The 16,789-nt window shown below is 63.4% G+C and carries 14 protein-coding genes and 1 pseudogene; 8 read left to right on the forward strand and 7 right to left on the reverse strand.

Annotation, left to right across the window (positions count from 1 at the left end; translation table 11 throughout):
• Nucleotides 1-19: 19 nt before the first annotated feature.
• From B0G57_RS08580 to B0G57_RS08600, 5 genes are all read left to right on the forward strand, one after another.
• A complete protein-coding gene (locus B0G57_RS08580) occupies nt 20-571 on the forward strand; it encodes a periplasmic heavy metal sensor (protein ID WP_018443063.1) in 552 nt (183 codons plus the stop codon).
• A gap of 432 nt (nt 572-1,003) precedes the next feature.
• A complete protein-coding gene (locus B0G57_RS08585) occupies nt 1,004-1,693 on the forward strand; it encodes an ABC transporter permease (RefSeq protein ID WP_018443064.1) in 690 nt (229 codons plus the stop codon).
• Nucleotides 1,694-1,709: 16 nt separating this feature from the next.
• On the forward strand, nt 1,710-2,423 hold the full coding sequence (locus B0G57_RS08590) for an ABC transporter permease (protein WP_018443065.1): 714 nt from the start codon (nt 1,710-1,712) through the stop codon (nt 2,421-2,423).
• Between the two features lie 27 nt (nt 2,424-2,450).
• The gene (locus B0G57_RS08595) at nt 2,451-3,218 is read left to right on the forward strand and encodes an ABC transporter ATP-binding protein (RefSeq protein ID WP_018443066.1); all 768 of its coding nucleotides are present in this window, start codon (nt 2,451-2,453) and stop codon (nt 3,216-3,218) included.
• A 590-nt stretch (nt 3,219-3,808) separates the two neighbouring features.
• Nucleotides 3,809-4,942, forward strand: coding sequence for a porin (locus tag B0G57_RS08600; RefSeq protein ID WP_018443068.1), 1,134 nt, complete (start codon nt 3,809-3,811; stop codon nt 4,940-4,942).
• A 222-nt stretch (nt 4,943-5,164) separates the two neighbouring features.
• Here B0G57_RS08600 and B0G57_RS08605 read toward each other — a convergent pair whose 3' ends face one another.
• Entirely contained in the window at nt 5,165-5,503 is a 339-nt protein-coding gene (locus tag B0G57_RS08605) for a P-II family nitrogen regulator (RefSeq protein WP_018443069.1), read from the reverse strand.
• Between the two features lie 65 nt (nt 5,504-5,568).
• Entirely contained in the window at nt 5,569-7,284 is a 1,716-nt protein-coding gene (locus tag B0G57_RS08610) for an NAD+ synthase (protein ID WP_018443070.1), read from the reverse strand.
• 63 nt (nt 7,285-7,347) lie between these two features.
• Here B0G57_RS08610 and B0G57_RS08615 point away from each other — a divergent pair, with 63 nt between their 5' ends.
• The 3 genes and pseudogenes from B0G57_RS08615 to B0G57_RS08625 all read left to right on the forward strand — a co-directional run bounded on the left by B0G57_RS08615 (nt 7,348) and on the right by B0G57_RS08625 (nt 9,509).
• On the forward strand, nt 7,348-8,517 hold the full coding sequence (locus tag B0G57_RS08615) for a GNAT family N-acetyltransferase (protein WP_026230110.1): 1,170 nt from the start codon (nt 7,348-7,350) through the stop codon (nt 8,515-8,517).
• A gap of 2 nt (nt 8,518-8,519) precedes the next feature.
• Nucleotides 8,520-8,783: pseudogene (locus tag B0G57_RS08620) on the forward strand (GIY-YIG nuclease family protein); the annotation flags it as partial.
• Between the two features lie 150 nt (nt 8,784-8,933).
• Complete coding sequence (locus tag B0G57_RS08625) at nt 8,934-9,509, forward strand: helix-turn-helix domain-containing protein (protein ID WP_018443073.1); 576 nt, start codon at nt 8,934-8,936, stop codon at nt 9,507-9,509.
• Between the two features lie 43 nt (nt 9,510-9,552).
• Here the strand turns inward: B0G57_RS08625 and B0G57_RS08630 are convergent, their stop codons facing one another.
• The 5 genes from B0G57_RS08630 to B0G57_RS08650 are packed head-to-tail and all read right to left on the reverse strand — an operon-like array spanning nt 9,553 to nt 16,782.
• Complete coding sequence (locus B0G57_RS08630) at nt 9,553-11,055, reverse strand: peptide MFS transporter (RefSeq protein ID WP_018443074.1); 1,503 nt, start codon at nt 11,053-11,055, stop codon at nt 9,553-9,555.
• Nucleotides 11,056-11,068: 13 nt separating this feature from the next.
• Nucleotides 11,069-12,721: an ABC transporter ATP-binding protein gene (locus B0G57_RS08635; RefSeq protein ID WP_018443075.1), complete on the reverse strand. Its 1,653-nt coding sequence runs from the start codon at nt 12,719-12,721 to the stop codon at nt 11,069-11,071.
• Complete coding sequence (locus B0G57_RS08640) at nt 12,718-13,827, reverse strand: ABC transporter permease (RefSeq protein ID WP_026230112.1); 1,110 nt, start codon at nt 13,825-13,827, stop codon at nt 12,718-12,720. The genes B0G57_RS08635 and B0G57_RS08640 overlap by 4 nt, the downstream gene beginning before the upstream one ends.
• Nucleotides 13,781-14,827, reverse strand: a complete 1,047-nt coding sequence (locus tag B0G57_RS08645) for an ABC transporter permease subunit (RefSeq protein ID WP_018443077.1) — start codon at nt 14,825-14,827, stop codon at nt 13,781-13,783. Before B0G57_RS08645 ends, B0G57_RS08640 begins: the two co-directional genes overlap by 47 nt.
• Before the next feature lie 8 nt (nt 14,828-14,835).
• Nucleotides 14,836-16,782, reverse strand: coding sequence for an extracellular solute-binding protein (locus B0G57_RS08650; RefSeq protein ID WP_083925783.1), 1,947 nt, complete (start codon nt 16,780-16,782; stop codon nt 14,836-14,838).
• Nucleotides 16,783-16,789: the final 7 nt, after the last annotated feature.

Below are 16,789 nucleotides of genomic sequence, written 5' to 3' on the forward strand. Positions count from 1 at the left end.
AGATAGACAGGAGTTGTCGATGAACCCGATCTTCCGTACGACGGCACGCTACCTCGCCGTTGCATCCGCGGCGCTCGCCGTCACGTTCGGCGCCGCGTACGCGGCCGGCGACGGCATGCCGGCGGACGGTGCCGGCATGCATGGCGGCCAACGCGGCGGGATGATGCATCAGCTCGAAGCGCTGCACGCCCAGTTGCACCTCACACCCGATCAGGAGCAGAAGTGGCAGAGCGCCCTGGCGACGATGAAGCAGAACCATGAAGCGATGCACGCGAGCCACGAAAAAATGCGGCAGCAGTTCAAGGCTGCCGAGCAGCAGCCGATTCTCGACCTCGACGCGCTCCACGCCGCCCATCAGCAGGCCGAGCAGCAAAACGCGCAGCTGCGCGAACAGACGGCGACGGCCTGGCTGGCCTTTTACGATAGCCTCAACGACCAGCAGAAGACGACGGTCAGCACCGAGCTCAAGCGCCACTTCGCGCGGATGGAGGCCCGGCACGAGAAAATGCGCGAGCGCTGGGAGCAGCACCACGACGGCGCCGCGGCGAGCAGTCCCTCGATGAGTCAGTAAGCCGTCCGGCCCGGCCTCGCGCGCTCGTCCGCCGCGCACGGAGCTCGCGTCCGTGCAACGCGAAGCGCGGGACGGGCCGCCTCGATTCCCCGCCGGCAACGCCGCGCGCCTTCGGGCCGCGGCGTTTTTCATTCGGCGTTTCAATTCAGCGTTTCTCATTCAGAGTCTTCCGCCGCATCTCCATTTGGCCGCATGCGTGGCTGGCGCGCGGGTGGCTAAAAGTTCGCCGCGGTGGCGCGCCAGTCGGCTTCGGGTAAAATACCGCGCTTTTCGGATGTCGAAACCACCGCGAGGCCCCGACGCCGGGCCGGACGCGCTCGATATCCGGCTTTAACCGTAGGCCGCGCTCGCGGCGGGCCATTTTTGGCCGGCTAGAATTTTTCGCGGCGCGCGCTACCCTCGCGCGCCGCCCAAGGACTACCACTCCAGACCATGTTTCTTGAAGGCTACGGCCCGCAGATCCTCGCCGGCACCTGGCAGACCGTCAAGCTCGCGATCCTTTCCCTCGCGCTCGCGTTCGTGCTGGGCCTCATCGGCGCGGCGGCGAAGCTTGCGAAGAATCGCCTTGCACATGGCCTCGGCACGGCCTATACGACGCTCGTGCGTGGCGTGCCCGACCTCGTGCTGATGCTGCTGCTTTTCTACAGCATCCAGATCTGGCTCAATAACCTGACCGATCTTCTCGGCTGGGATCAGATCGACATCGATCCGTTCGTGGCCGGCGTCATCGTGCTCGGCTTCATCTACGGTGCCTATTTCACCGAAACCTTCCGGGGCGCCTTTCTGTCGGTGCCGCGCGGGCAGCTCGAAGCGGGCGCCGCCTTTGGCATGTCGGGCTGGCAGACGTTCGCCCGCATCATGTTCCCGCAGATGATGCGCTTCGCGTTGCCCGGCATCGGCAACAACTGGCAGGTCATGGTGAAGGCGACGGCGCTCGTCTCGATCATCGGCCTCGCCGACGTCGTCAAGGCATCGCAGGACGCCGGCAAGGGCACGCTGCGCTTTTTCTTCTTCACGCTGATCGCCGGCGCGGTCTATCTGGCGATCACGACGATTTCGAACGTCGTGCTGCTTTGGCTCGAAAAGCGCTATTCGATCGGCGTCCGCAAAGCCGAGCTATAGACTCCGCTCCCTACCCATGATCGAGCTCATCCACGACTACTGGCGCAACTACCTTTTCACGGACGGCTACCGCGCAACAGGCCTCGTCGTCACGCTCTGGCTTCTCGTCGTCTCCATCGGCATCGGCTTTTGCCTGTCGGTGCCGCTCGCGGTCGCGCGCGTATCGAAAAACCGCGTGCTCGCCGGCGCCGTCTGGCTCTATACCTACATCTTTCGCGGCACACCGCTTTACGTGCAGCTGCTGCTCTGCTATTCGGGCATCTACAGCCTCGAAGTCGTGCGCTCCCACGCGGTGCTCAACGACTTTTTCCGCGACGGCATGCATTGCACGCTGCTTGCCTTCACGCTGAACACCTGCGCCTACACGACCGAGATCTTCGCGGGCGCAATCAAAGCGACCGCCTATGGCGAAATCGAAGCGGCGCGCGCGTACGGCATGTCGCGCTTCACCGTCTACCGGCGCGTGATCGTGCCGTCGGCGCTGCGCCGCGCGCTGCCGCTCTACAGCAACGAAGTCATCCTCATGCTGCATGCCACGACGGTCGCGTTCACGGCGACGGTGCCCGACATTCTCAAGATCGCGCGGGACGCCAACTCGGCCACCTATATGTCGTTCCAGGCATTCGGCATTGCCGCGCTGCTCTATCTGGCGATCTCGTTCGCCCTCGTCGGGCTCTTCCGCCGCGCGGAGCGACGCTGGCTCGCTTTTCTGCGGCCGCAAGGCAGGTAACCAGCCAAGTAATCCGGACTCTCCCCGATGCAAAAGCTCTTCATCGATGAACTCCATAAGCACTACGGCGACCACGAGGTCCTCAAAGGCGTCTCGCTCAAGGCGAACGCGGGCGACGTGATCAGCGTCATCGGTTCGTCGGGCTCCGGCAAGAGCACGATGCTTCGCTGCATCAACTTTCTCGAGCAGCCGAGCGCGGGCCGCATTTTTCTCGACGGAGAAGAGGTCCGCACGAGCAAGGACAAAGCGGGCGCGCTGCGCGTCGTCGACCAGAAGCAGCTTCAGCGCATGCGCACGAAGCTCGCGATGGTCTTCCAGCACTTCAACCTGTGGGCGCACATGACCGTGCTCGAAAACGTGATCGAGGCGCCCATTCATGTGCTTGGACTCTCGCGCCGCGAGGCGGAGGAGCGCGCGCGAACGTACCTCGAAAAGGTGGGCCTGGCGCCGCGGCTCGAGCAGCAATACCCGTCGCATCTGTCGGGCGGCCAGCAGCAGCGCGTGGCAATCGCGCGCGCCCTCGCGATGCATCCCGACGTCATGCTCTTCGACGAGCCGACCTCGGCGCTCGATCCCGAGCTCGTCGGCGAAGTGCTGAAGGTGATGCAGAAGCTTGCCGAGGAAGGCCGCACGATGATCGTCGTGACGCACGAGATGGGCTTCGCGCGCAATGTTTCCAATCACGTCGTGTTTTTGCACCAAGGGCGAATCGAGGAGCAAGGCATTCCCGCCGAGGTATTCGGCAATACGCGCAGCGAACGGCTCAGGCAGTTTCTTTCGGGCAGTCTCAAATAGGCGCTTCGCCGGCATTGCCGTCGGCAATCCCGTTCCACGGCGCGTTGCGGCCGACTACGGCAACGAGATCAAGGGCGCATCCGGCGCCCTTTGTCATTCCGTTTTCCGCTTTTGGTTCTTATGGTTTTCGCGATTCCCGCGCCTTTGCGGTGCCGGCGCGCGCTTATAACGCCGTCTCACCGGCCAGTCAATACCGGGATTCCTTGACTCAACGCCGAAAGCCCCCTAATCCCCTTATTCCACAAGGCTTGGCGCCCTCTTTTGGGACGTGCTGCAGTGCAGCGGACCACAATAGTATTGCAATTTAGAGACAGGGCGCTAGCCGGACTACGATTTCTTTCGCCACGCAAGTGTATTTTTGCTAAATTAGTAACCAAAGTAGCAAAACGCAGTGCTGCAAATGTAGTTTTACTCCAACCAAGGAGACGCCGCGCTGCCATAACAGCGAACCGGAACGCTGATAAGCGGAGAAGCCCCCGCGTGTTCCGCAGCGATCTCCCTGAGTACGGATTCCCGCCCAGGCGCCTTACAACGCCTGGGCGCTATTCGCAGTAGTGGCTTCACTTTTTGACAGGGTAACGGAGGAGAAGATGAAGAAAGCATTGCTCGCCGCGGCGCTGATGTCTGCTGGCGTGATCGCACATGCGCAAAGCAGCGTGACGCTGTACGGGCGCCTTGACGCTGGCATTGAGTACATCAGCGGCCTGCCGAACAACAGCTATACCGGTTCGGTTTCGCGCTGGCGCGCGGAAAGCGGCGACTGGGGCACGAGCCTCTGGGGCTTGAAGGGCGCTGAAGATCTCGGCGGCGGCACGAAGGCCGTCTTCCAATTGGAAGGCGCGTTCAATACCATGAACGGCAACCTCGGCTCGGCCGGCTCCATCTGGAATCGCTGGGCGACGGTCGGTTTCTCGAACGTCAACTACGGTACGTTCCTGTTGGGCCGCGAGCTCTTCATCTCGAACGGCGTGTGGGACTTCGATCCGTTCGGCCAGTCGAACTGGTCGTCGGCTTCGCTCGTCCGTGGACGTAACTGGCCGCAGTCGAGCAACAACATTTCGTATCAGTCGCCGAAGTGGGCTGGATTCGACGTCTACGGCCAATACGCTCTGTCGAACGCCACGAACTGGAACGGCAACGGCACCACGTCGCAAGGCCGTGAAGGCGGTCTGCAGATCACCTACACGAACCCGCTCTTCCAAGTTCGCGGCATCTATGACGAAATCCGCAATCCGAAGAACGGCCTCTTGAACGGCGGTGACGGCGCCTTCTCGTTCTCGCGTGAGTACACGGCTGCTGCCAACGTGTTCCTCGGACCGTTCAAGATCCAGGGCGCATATCAGGCAATCCGCACGTCCGGCTTCACAGCTGGAGCGTCGGCTCCGACGTCGCTCGATCATGAGTGGGGCGGCATCACCTGGCAAGCGACGCCGGCTGCAGCCGCTATCGCTGCCGTCTATCACGTCAACGCGAACAACGGCTTTGGCAACGCGACGATCTACACGATCGGCGGCACGTATAACCTGTCCAAGCGCACGTTGCTCGACCTGCAAATCGCGACGGTTCGCAACAGCAAGTCGGCCAACTTCGGGCTCGACGCGAACACGTTCGGTGTCGGTGGTACGGGCAACCCGAACGTTTCGCCTGCCGGCAGCTATGACGAGAACCCGCTGCCTGGCCACAGCCAATCGGGTGCCTACGTCGGCATCCAGCACGTGTTCTAATCGAACGACGTAGCGAACCTAACTGCTTCACAGATCCAAGTTTTAACGCTGCTGCGAGAGGCGCGTATCGGTGCGGTGTCCGTCAGGGCGTCGCACCGTTTTTTTATGGCGCGCATTTGAGCCGAATGAGGCATGCCGGCGCGGTGTGCGTCCCGCAGGAGAAGACCGCGGGCATACCGTCAGTAGTGTGAATCCCTCCCCCCCCGGGGGGCAGGGACGCTGTCAAATCGCCGCTTCGTTCTCTTCGCCGGTGCGAATGCGAATGGCGCGCTCGACGTCGGTGACGAAGATCTTGCCGTCGCCGATCTTGCCCGTGCGCGCGGCGCCGACGATGGCATCGATGACCTGATCGCACTGCCCGTCCGGCACCACGACCTCGATCTTCACTTTCGGCAGAAAATCGACGACGTACTCGGCGCCCCGATAGAGCTCCGTGTGTCCCTTCTGCCGGCCGAACCCCTTCACTTCCGTGACAGTAAGCCCGGTCATGCCGACCTCGGCCAGCGCCTCGCGGACTTCGTCGAGCTTGAACGGTTTGATGATCGCTGTGACGCGTTTCATGGCTTCCTCATTTTCTCTGGAACGAATAAATCGATTCTACGCCACGGTCGCCCGCCATCGCCGAGTTACTGAATCGGTTCCGTGTAGCGCGACGTGATCGGGTAGCGCCAATCTCGACCGAACGCACGGTGCGTCACACGAATGCCGATCGGCGCCTGACGGCGCTTGTATTCGTTCAGCTTCAGCAGGCGCGTGACGCGCGTCACGTCTTCGCGCGCGAAGCCCGCCGCGACGATGTCGGCGAGCGATTTGTCCTCCTCCATGTACATTTGCATAATCGCGTCGAGCACGTCGTAGGGCGGCAGGCTGTCCTGATCGGTTTGGTTTTCGCGCAATTCCGCCGACGGCGCGCGCGTGAGGATCCGTTCCGGAATGACGTCGCGTTGCGCGAAGAGCGCCGCCTCGTTGCGATAGCGGCAGAGCCGATAGACGAGCGTCTTCGCGATGTCCTTGATGACGGCGAAGCCGCCCGCCATATCTCCGTAAAGCGTGCAGTAGCCGACGGCCATCTCGCTCTTGTTGCCCGTCGTCAGCACGAGCGAGCCGAACTTGTTCGAAAGCGCCATCAGCAGCGTGCCGCGAATGCGCGCCTGAATGTTTTCTTCCGTCGCATCTTCGGGCAACCCTTCGAATTCGCGCGCGAGCGAGCTGCGGAATGCGTAGACCATCGGCGCGATCGGAATCTCGTCGTAGCGCACGCCGAGGCGCCGGGCCATGTCGGCCGCATCGAGCATCGAAATATCGGCCGTGTAGCGCGACGGCATCATCACGGCGCGCACGCGCTCAGGCCCCAGCGCATCGCAGGCAATGGCCAGCACGAGCGCCGAGTCGACGCCGCCCGAGAGACCCACGATCGCGCCCGGGAATCCGTTCTTGCCGATATAGTCGCGCACGCCGAGCACGAGCGCCGCATAGACCTGCGCTTCGAGCGACTCGCTCGCGGCGATCCGGCCTTTTTGCGGATGCGCGCCGTCGAATTCGACGACCATATGGCCTTCGATGAACTGCGGCATTTTCGCGACGACTTCGCCTTTCGCGTCGAGCACGAACGAGCCGCCGTCGAAAACGAGCTCGTCCTGCGCCCCAACGAGATTCACGTAGACCATCGGCAGCCCGGTCTCGGCGATGCGCGCGCGCAAAATGTCGATGCGGGTCGCGTCCTTGTTGAGATGGTACGGCGAGCCGTTCGGGATCAGCAGGACTTCGGCGCCCGCGGCCTTCGCCAATTGCGCGGCCGAGGCATGCCAGGCGTCTTCGCAGATCACGATGCCATACTTCACGCCGTCGAGCTCGAACACGAACGGCGCCGCGTCGGAAGCGAAGTAGCGCTTCTCGTCGAACACTTCGGTGTTCGGCAAGTCCTGCTTGCGATAGGTGCCCGCGATGCGCCCGTCGACGACGAGCGAAGCGGCGTTGTAGGTATCGACGGGAGGAAGCCCGCGCTCGATGGGCCGGTTTGCATTACCATGACCGCTCGCGGCGTTCGCGATGCCGTCGGCCTCGGCCCCATCCCGGTGGGGATGACCGACGACGACGGAGAGGCCCGTGAACGGCTTCAACTGCGCGGCCAGCTCGGCGAGCGCGGCGGCGCAGGCGGCATAGAACGCGGGGCGCAACAGCAGATCCTCGGGCGGATAGCCCGAGAGCGCGAGCTCCGGCGTCACGAGCAGCCTGGCGCCGTCGCGATGCGCCGCGCGCGCGGCCTCGACGATCTTCGCGATGTTGCCGGCGAAGTCGCCAACGGTGGTATTGATTTGGGCGAGAGCGATTCGGGTCTTCATGGTCAATTGGGCGGCGATCGATCGACACGATGTGCCGCCCGCTTCGCTGACACGGTCACACAGTTGAAACAGGAACGCATCGATTATCGCATGGGTCTTCTCGCCTCCGTTCAGGAGGTCGACGCGGCGCAATGGAACGCCTTGCTCGCTCGGCAGGATCAGCCCACGCCGTTCTTGCGCCATGAATTCCTGAGCGCGCTGGCGACCACCCAATGCGCCACCGAGCGCACAGGCTGGGCACCACGCTTCGTCACGCTCGTCGACGCGCGCACCGACGCGCTCGCGGCCGTGGCGCCCGTGTATCTGAAGAGCCACTCCTATGGCGAGTACGTCTTCGACTGGGCCTGGGCCGACGCCTACCAGCGCAACGGGCTCGAGTACTACCCGAAGCTCCTTTGCGCGATACCGTTCACGCCCGTGCAGGGCACGCGGCTCATCGCCGTCGACGATACCGCGCGCCGGCGGCTCGCGGCCTCGCTCATCGCGCTCGCGGAGCAATCGGACGTCTCGTCGCTGCACGTCCTCTTTCCCACCCCGGCCGAAAGCGACACGCTCGCCGAGCTCGGCATGATGCGACGGGAAGGGATTCAATTTCACTGGCTCAACGCGGGATACCGCGACTTCGACGATTTCCTCTTCACGCTCGAGCAGAAAAAGCGGAAGAACATCCGGGCCGAGCGGCGCAAGGTGCGCGAAGCCGGGATCACGTTCAGACGCGTGCGCGGCGAGGACGCCACCGACGACGACTGGCGCTTTTTCACGCGCTGCTATCGGCAGACCTATCGCGAGCACTTCTCGCAACCGTATTTGAACCTCGACTTCTTTCGCACGATCGGCACGACGATGCCCGAGAATCTGCTGCTCGTCGTGGCCGAGCGCCGGGGCAAGCCGATTGCGAGCGCACTCGTCGTCTACGAGCGCAACGGGCAAACGGGCGGCGCGCTCTACGGGCGCTATTGGGGCGCACTCGAGCACGTCCCCTGCCTTCACTTCGAGACGGCCTACTATCAGCCGCTCGAGTTCTGCATCGAGGAAAAGCTCGCCGTTTTCGAAGGCGGCGCCCAAGGCGAGCACAAGATGCCGCGCGGCTTCATGCCGACCGTCACACGTTCCGCGCATTGGCTCGCGCATCCCGCGTTCTCCGATGCGGTCGCGCATTTTCTCGCCAACGAGGCCAATATGATCCACGCGCATGTCGATGAGCTGCGCGAGCACAATCCGTTCAAGTGCTGACGATGACTTGGTTTCTCTACCTCGTCGAATGCGCGGACGGCAGCGTCTATACGGGGATCGCAACCGATGTCGCCGCGCGCTTCGAGAAACATGCGAACGGAATCGGCGCACGGTATACACGCGCGAAAAAGGCCGTGGCCCTGCTCGCATCGTTCGAAGTCGGCGACCGCTCGAGCGCATTGCGTGCCGAGCTTCGCGTGAAGCGCCTCACCGCGGCGAAAAAGCGTGCGCTTGCCGCCGGCGAGTGCTCGCTTGCCTCAGTGTTGTCAACGTAACGGCCGCATCGCAGAACGTCGGGCTGTATAGATGCGCTAAACTGCGCAATGGTACGGGGACGTAATACTTTTTTGCATTTGGCGCCGCGGCTCTGGCAACATACGGCGCGTGGTTGACTTCACTATAAATCCGAGCACCTCATGGTTTCGACCGCCGAAAGCGCCCGTCAGGCGCCGAATTTAGGGGGAAAAATCCGCGCCTTGCGGCAGCGCCTCAAGCGCACCCTCGACGAGACCGCTACCGCCGCAGGCATTTCCAAGCCGTTTCTATCGCAGGTCGAACGCGGGCTCGCCACGCCGTCGCTGACTTCGCTGGCGGGCATCGCTCACGCGCTCGGCGTTCAGCTGCAGTATTTCGTCGATACGCCGAGCGAAGAGCGCACGGTGCGGCGCGCCGAGCAGCTGCGGTTCTTCAGCTTCGCCGGCTCGGCCAATTTGTTTGCACGCCTAACTAGTTCATCGGTCGGAAGCCAGCTCGAGAGCCTGCTCGTAAAGCTGCCCGCCGGGCAGAAGAAGGCGTCGGAAGTCACGACGCACGCTGGCGAGGAGTTCGTCTACTTGATCGAGGGCGAGTTGCAGTTGACGCTCGAAGGCAAGACGTTCAGCCTGCGCACCGGCGACAGCGCCCATTACGAATCCACGGTCCCGCACAGCTGGGCGAACACGGGCAGCGTCGAGACGACGCTGTTGTGGGTTGGCTCTCCGCGGCTTTTCTGACGCCGGCGCGACGGCGTGACGGCGCGCATTCCGCTCGCGTTCCTCACTCGCTCGCGGCCGCAAGCGCCACCGCGCTCGACGATGCGGCGAGACGGTGCCGATTCGAAAGGGCTCGCATCAGCGGCAACATTGCGATGGTCAGGATGGCGCCCGCGGTGGCGAGCCAGCCCAACTCGGCGAAGAGCCGCGTATAGATGCGCAGCGATTGCTCGGCTTCGATTCCTTGGGACGGCAACTGCGCGAAATTCGCCACGACGCTGCCGAGATACTGCGACACGCCAGTGGCGATGAAGTAGGCCCCCATCATGAAGCCGCTCATTCGCACGGGCGTGTAGCGCGCGATCATGGCCGTGCCGAGGCCGCTCACGAGCAGCTCGCCGAGCGAGTAGAGTCCGTATCCCCAGACCATGAACCACGATGAGACGCGCCCGTCCACCGCATAGCGGCCGCTCAGCGCGTAGGTGAAAAAGCCGGCCGCGACCGCAACAAACCCCACCGCGAACTTGGCCGCAATCGACAAATCGCGGCCACGCCGGCCAAGGCGCGTATAAGCGAAGGCGAGCAAGGGGCTCAGCAGCATGATCCAGATCGGGTTGAGCGCCTGGAATTGTGCCGCGCTCCAGGTGAAAAGCCGAACGCCGGCGAGCGTGAAGTCGGGGTCCACGTTGCGCAGTGCGAAGAGCGTGAGCGACGTCGACATCTGCTGATAGAAGATAAAAAACAGTATCGATTGCAAAACGAGGATCAACGCGGCGATAAGGCCGGCGCGCTCGGCCGGCTCGCACTTGACGATGAGATAGCCGAAAACGACGAGTACCGTGGCGGCGGCCGCATCGACGCAAGCGAGCGCGAGGGCTTCGTGCGCGAGCACGTAGGTCGACGCGAGCCAGAGCAGAATGCCCCCGGCGGCGACGAGCCCGACGCGCCGCCAGTCGATCGGCGCGTCATCGGGCGCGGAGCCGGCATGGACTAGCGAGCGGTAGCGCGTCAGGAAGTTGACCACCCCGACGACCATCCCCGCGCAACAGACAGCAAAAGCCGCGTGCCAGCCCCATCGATCCTTGATCCACGGCGTCGCAAGAATCGATACTGTCGAGCCGATGTTGACCGCCATGTAGTAGATCGTGAATGCGCTGTCGAGGCTTGCGTCGTCGCCTTCATAGATGCGGCGCACGAGATTCGACGAATTCGCCTTGAACAGACCGTTGCCGACCACGATCACACCGAGCGAGACGTACATGAACGAAATGCGGTCGTCTGGCAGCGCGAGCATCAGATAGCCGATGGCGAGCACGAAGGCGCCCATCAGCATCGTGCGGCGCGCGCCGAGCAGCTTGTCGCCGATCCAGCCGCCTATTGCGGGCGCAGCATAGACGAGTGCCGTAAACGACCCCCAGACGAGATTGGCCTCGCCGTCGCTGAAGCCGGCGCGCTCGACCATGAAGAGGACGAGCAGCGCGGCCATGCCGTAAAAGCCGAAGCGCTCCCAGATTTCCACGAGGAAGACCGTGGCGAATGCGCGTGACTGCGAAGCCGAAGAGGTCATCGAATGTTCCCTTCTATTGAAGCGACGCGGCGACGAGCGCTCGCGTGTACCGACGTGACGGCGCGCTCAGGAGCGCCAGCGTCTCGCCCGATTCGACGATGCGTCCTGACTTCATGACGACGACGCGATGCGCCATCGCCCGAATGACGGCAAGGTCGTGCGTGATCAGCAAATAACTGAGCCCGTAGCGCTTTTGCAATCGCGCGAGCAAGCCGAGCACTTGCTTTTGCACCGATACGTCGAGTGCGCTCGTCGGCTCGTCGAGCACGACGAGCTCCGGTTCCACCGCGAGCGCGCGCGCAATTGCGATGCGCTGACGCTGGCCGCCCGAGAACTCATGCGGATATCGCGGCAACGCATCGTCGGGCAGGCCCACCTCCGCGATCAGCTCGGCCACGCGTCGCGAACGCGCTTTCTCACCGAGCTCGGGGCGATGCACACGCAGCCCTTCGCCGACGATCTGTTCGATCGTCATGCGCGGCGACAGGGAACCGAACGGATCCTGAAACACCACCTGTATGCGACCGCAAAGCTTGCGACGTTCGTCGTTGGACGTCCGATAGGTCGCCAGCGACCGGCCCCCGATTTTGACGTCGCCCTGCGCGATACGCTGCAACCCAAGCACCGTCGCGGCGAGCGTCGATTTGCCCGAGCCCGACTCGCCGACGATCCCGAGCGTCTCGCCTTGCCTCACGAAGAGTCCGACCTCGTGCAGCGCCCGAAACCTCGCGCTGCCGAACATGCCGGCGACCCCCTTCGCGCGCGTGCGGTAATCGACGGCAAGCTCGACCACGTCCAATATCCGAGGCGCGTGCTCGGCAACCGGCTCGACGACACGCGCGGGCTCGCTATCGAGCAGCCGCTTCGTGTAAGGATGGCGCGGATTGGCGAAGAGTTCGTCCGTCGCGTTCGTCACGACGAGCACGCCCTTCTCCACCACGGCCACCCGTTGCGCAAAGCGTTGCACGAGGTGAAGATCGTGCGTAATCAGCAGCACGGCCATTCCGCGCTCTTGCGCTTCTTGTTGCTGCAGGTCGATCAGCAAGTCGACGATCTGCTCGCGCACGGTCACGTCGAGCGCCGTCGTGGGCTCGTCGGCGATCAGCAAGCGCGGCCGGCAAGCGAGCGCCATGGCGATCATCGCGCGCTGGCGCTGACCGCCCGAGAGCTGATGCGGATAACTATCGATGCGCCGCTCGGGTTCCGGAATGCCCGTGCGCGCTAGGAGCTCGATGCCACGTGCGCGCGCGGCATTGGCGCGCAAGCCTTCGTGCAATCGCAGACTCTCGGCGATCTGCTGACCGACGGTATAGAGCGGATTGAGCGCCGTCATCGGCTCCTGAAAGACCATCGCGATGTCGGCGCCACGAATGCCGCGCATCTGCTGCTCCGATTTGCCGAGCAGGTCTTCGCCGTCGAACACAATGCGCCCGCTCAATGCGGCATGCCCAACCAGCCGCAGAATCGAGAGCGCGGTCACGCTCTTGCCCGAGCCCGATTCACCGACGAGCGCCACGCGCTCGCCGCGTGCGATCGAGAGGCTCAGATTGCGCACGGCGAGCTTCTGCCCGAAGCAAACCGAGAGATTCTCGATATCGAGCAGCGAGCGCGCGTTCGTGCTCGGATCCGGCTTCGCTTTCCCGTCCACGCTCGCGTTCGATTTCATCGCCCGACCCCGCCGAAAGCCGAACCGCGATTGCGCGTATCGAGTGCGGTACGCAGCGCATCGCCCATGAACGCCAGCAGCAGTAGGGTCACGACGAGCGCGGCAAATGCCGAGATCGAGATCCACCATGCGTCGAGGTTGTTCTTCCCCTCCTGCAGCAACTCGCCGAGGCTCGGCGTCGGCGGCGGCACCCCGAGGCCGAGGAAGTCGAGACTCGTCAGCGACAAAATCGCGGCGCTCATTCGGAACGGCAGGAACGTGATCACGGGCGTGAGGCTGTTGGGCAGCACGTGGCGCCAGATGATCTGCCAGTTCGAGAGTCCCATCGTGCGCGCCGCCTTGACATAGTCGAGCGAGCGATTGCGCAGGAATTCGGCTCGCACGTAATCGGAGAGCACGAGCCAGCCGAAGAGCGACAGCAGGCCAAAAAGCAGCCACAGCGTCGGCTCGAAGATCGACGCGAAGATGATGAGCAGATAGAGATCGGGCATCGAGCCCCAGATCTCGATCAAGCGCTGCCCGATCAGATCGACGCGGCCGCCATAGAAGCCTTGCAGCGCACCCGTCAGGACTCCGAAGAAAACGCCCGATACGGTCAGCGCCAGTGCCATCACCACGGATACGCGAAAGCCATACAGCAGCCGCGCAAGAACGTCGCGCCCGAACTGATCGGTGCCGAGCCAGTTCTCCGGCGACGGCGGCGCCGGAAACGGTCGCGAGGCGAAATAGTCGATCGTGTCGTAGTAGTGGCGATCGATCGGGTAAACGGCAAAGTTGCCGTTCGACGTGACCCGCGAATGGATATAGGGATCGAGGTAGTTCGCCTTCGCGGGAAAGTCGCCGCCGAACCGCGTCTCGGGATACGTCTTGAAGATCGGGAAGTAATAGTGCCCGTCGTACCGAACGAGGAGAGGCTTGTCGTTGACGAGCATTTCTCCGAGCAGGCTGACGACGAAGAGCGTCACGAAGACGACGAGACTCCAATAGCCGAGCCGCTGCGATTTGAAGCGCAACCAGGTGAGCCGCCACGGCGACACCGGCGCGACTGGCCGCATCGGATCAACGATCGACGCTGTCGAATTGAATGCGGGGGTCGACGAGGACATAGCAGACGTCAGCAATGAGTTTTGTGACCAGGGCGATCAGCGTGAACAGAAACAGCGAGCCGAGCACCACCGGATAGTCGCGGCGAATCGCCGCATCGTAAGAGAGCTGGCCCATGCCGTTCAACGAGAACAGTGTCTCGATGAGCAGGTTGCCGTTGAGAAAGGCGCCGACGAACGCGGCCGGCAAGCCCGTCAGCAGCGGAATCGCCGCGTTGCGCAGCACGTGCTTCCAGAGCACGTCGCGCTCCGGGGCACCCTTGGCGCGGGCCGTCAGCACGTACTGCCGGCCGATTTCCTCGAGAAACGTGTTCTTGGTGAGAATCGTCACGATCGCGAAGTTGCCGACCACCGAGGCGCAGACCGGCAACACCATATGCCAGACGTAGTCGAGCACCTTGCCCGTCGCGCTCAAGGTGTCGAAGTCGTCCGAGGTGAGGCCGCGCATCGGAAAGAGCTCGAAGAACGTGCCGCCACCGAACAACATCAACAGCAAGACGCCGAGCACGAAGCCGGGAATCGCATAGCCGACGAGGACGAGCACGCTCGTTGCCGTATCGAAGCGGGAGCCGTTGCGCACGGCTTTCGCGATGCCGAGCGGCACGGCGACGAGGTACGTGAGCACGATCGTCCAGAAACCCAGCGAGACCGATACGGGCAGGCGCGCACGAATCACGTTCCAGACGCTGTCGTGCTGAAAGTACGACTGTCCGAGATCGAACGTCGCGTAATGCTCGAGCATGAGGACGTAGCGCGTGAGCGGCGGCTTGTCGAAGCCGAACTGCTTCTTGATCTGCTCGATCTGCTGGGCGTCGACGCCCTGGCTGCCGTGATAGCCGCCGCCTCCGCCGCCATCGCCCCGATGCGCGCCATGACGCAGTTGCGTCACCATCTGCTCGACCGGGCCGCCTGGCACGAACTGGGTGACGATGAAAGTCAGCGTCACGACGCCGAGCAACGTCGGCACCATCAGCAGCAGGCGTCTGAGAAGGTAGGCAAGCATGATGCGCCTCAGTGGACCGCTGTGGCGGAAGACGCAGACGAAGCGGTCTGCGTACGCCGCGGCGGCTTACGGTACCAGTAGTCGATGACCCAGTCCTCGTACCGGTAGCTCACGGGCACCACGTTCGGGTGGCCGAGTGTGGTCTTGTAGCCGATCCGCGCATGCGGCATGTAGTACTGCGGTACGAGGTAGTACTCGTTGATCAGCACACGGTCAAGAGCATGTGTGGCCGCTTCCAGATCGTCGAGCGTGGTCGCGCCGACGGCCGCATGAACGAGCGCGTCGACGGCTTTGGAGCGAATACCCGGATAGTTCTCGGACCCGACCTGCGCGGCGGCCTCACTCGTGAAGCGGCGTATGAGCTCGATGCCCGGAATCGTGACCTCGGGGTAGATGAACGTCGTCATGTCGTACTGGAAGTTATCGAGGCGCTTCTGATAAAGCGCGCTGTCGAGCTCGCGCATATGCGCGTCGATACCGAGCGTCTGCAACGCCTGCGTATAGGGAACGATAAGACGGTCCATGCCCGGTTGATCGTCGATGATCTCAATCCGCATCGGCGTGCCGCTCTCGTCGCGCAACGCACCGTCGCGGAAATGCCAGCCCGCCTCAGCCAGCAGTTCGCGCGCGTGGCGCAGGTTGCCCCGCAGAGAATTGGGCGGCAGTGTGCTCGGCTGGCGCACCATCGGCCCGAACACCTCGGGCGGCAGCGTCGCGCGGAACGGCTCGAGCAGCTTCAGCTCCTTCTCGCTCGGTACGCCCGTCGCACCGAACGGACTGTCCTCCCAATAGCTGTTCAGACGTCGATACTGGCCGTAGAACATCATCCGGTTCATCCAGTCGTAGTCGAAGGCCAGCGCGAGCGCGTGCCGCACGCGCACGTCCTGGAACTGCGGCTCGCGCGTATTGATGAGGAAGCCTTGCATCTGCGCCGGACCTTCACGGAACATGCCTTTCGCGAGCATGCCGTTGTCGAAGTTCTTGCCGACGTACTTGCGCGCCCATTGCGTTGCGCTGTATTCGACGTCGACGTCGTCATCGCCGGCCTTGAACGCCTCGAGCTTCGTGTACTGGTCGAGGTACAGCTTGAAGGTGATGCGGCGGAAGCGATACATGCCGCGACGCGCAGGCAAGTCCGCCGCCCAGTATTTTGGATTGCGGTAATAGATGATCGTCTTGTCGTTCTTGCGAGACTCGATCAGATACGGACCGCTTGCAATCGGCAAATCGGTGGCGATCTGATCGAACGGCAAGCGCCTGCCGTCCGGCTGCACGCCCCACTTCGGCGAAAAGACGGGCAAATCGCCCGCGATCAGCGGATTCGCGCGCGACGCATCGCCGAAGTCGAAGCGCACCGTGAGCCGGTCGAGAACGACGGCGTCCTTGATGACGGCGAATTGCGACGCGAAGAGCGGCGACGCTTGCGGGCTTTTCAGCGTATCGAGCGAATATTTGACCTCCGCGGCCGTGATCGCATCGCCGTTCGAGAAGCGCGCGGCCGGATTGATATGGAACGTAGCGGAGCGCCCGTCGGCCGCCACTTCGACGTCGTCCGCGATCAGCGGATACTCGGATGCGAGCTCGTCCCAGCTGCGCTGCATCAGCGTATCGAACATCAGATTCTGAATGTCTGGCGCGGCGAGCCCGCGCACGATGAACGGGTTCAGCGAATCGTAGCTCTGCGGCTGGTCGTAGTTCTGGAAAACGAGCTCGCCGTCCGCCGGCGCATCGGGATCGGCGTAGTCGAAGTGCGTGAAGTTCGGCGGATATTTCGGCGTGCCGAATTGCGCAATGCCGGGCGCCGCATACGCGGGCAGCGCGGGCAGCGCGAGCGACGCTGCAAGCACCGCGACCGTGGCGCGAGCCCATCGGCCCGCGCCGCCACCGGCGCTGGCGCCGGCACGGATCGACCCGCGGCGTGCCCGGCTGAACGCCAAAGAGTGGACGATCCGCATGAGGAAA

This window comes from Trinickia symbiotica, assembly GCF_002934455.1.
Lineage (GTDB): Bacteria > Pseudomonadota > Gammaproteobacteria > Burkholderiales > Burkholderiaceae > Trinickia > Trinickia symbiotica.

Excerpts from the sequence above, each read along its gene's own strand:
- B0G57_RS08645 (WP_018443077.1), bottom strand. The coding sequence starts at position 14,827 with ATGCTTGCCTACCTTCTCAGACGCCTGCTGCTGATGGTGCCGACGTTG.
- B0G57_RS08635 (WP_018443075.1), bottom strand. The coding sequence starts at position 12,721 with ATGAAATCGAACGCGAGCGTGGACGGGAAAGCGAAGCCGGATCCGAGC.
- B0G57_RS08590 (WP_018443065.1), top strand. The coding sequence starts at position 1,710 with ATGATCGAGCTCATCCACGACTACTGGCGCAACTACCTTTTCACGGAC.
- B0G57_RS08605 (WP_018443069.1), bottom strand. The coding sequence starts at position 5,503 with ATGAAACGCGTCACAGCGATCATCAAACCGTTCAAGCTCGACGAAGTC.
- B0G57_RS08585 (WP_018443064.1), top strand. The coding sequence starts at position 1,004 with ATGTTTCTTGAAGGCTACGGCCCGCAGATCCTCGCCGGCACCTGGCAG.
- B0G57_RS08650 (WP_083925783.1), bottom strand. The coding sequence starts at position 16,782 with ATGCGGATCGTCCACTCTTTGGCGTTCAGCCGGGCACGCCGCGGGTCG.
- B0G57_RS08625 (WP_018443073.1), top strand. The coding sequence starts at position 8,934 with ATGGTTTCGACCGCCGAAAGCGCCCGTCAGGCGCCGAATTTAGGGGGA.
- B0G57_RS08595 (WP_018443066.1), top strand. The coding sequence starts at position 2,451 with ATGCAAAAGCTCTTCATCGATGAACTCCATAAGCACTACGGCGACCAC.
- B0G57_RS08580 (WP_018443063.1), top strand. The coding sequence starts at position 20 with ATGAACCCGATCTTCCGTACGACGGCACGCTACCTCGCCGTTGCATCC.
- B0G57_RS08630 (WP_018443074.1), bottom strand. The coding sequence starts at position 11,055 with ATGACCTCTTCGGCTTCGCAGTCACGCGCATTCGCCACGGTCTTCCTC.
- B0G57_RS08640 (WP_026230112.1), bottom strand. The coding sequence starts at position 13,827 with ATGTCCTCGTCGACCCCCGCATTCAATTCGACAGCGTCGATCGTTGAT.
- B0G57_RS08610 (WP_018443070.1), bottom strand. The coding sequence starts at position 7,284 with ATGAAGACCCGAATCGCTCTCGCCCAAATCAATACCACCGTTGGCGAC.
- B0G57_RS08600 (WP_018443068.1), top strand. The coding sequence starts at position 3,809 with ATGAAGAAAGCATTGCTCGCCGCGGCGCTGATGTCTGCTGGCGTGATC.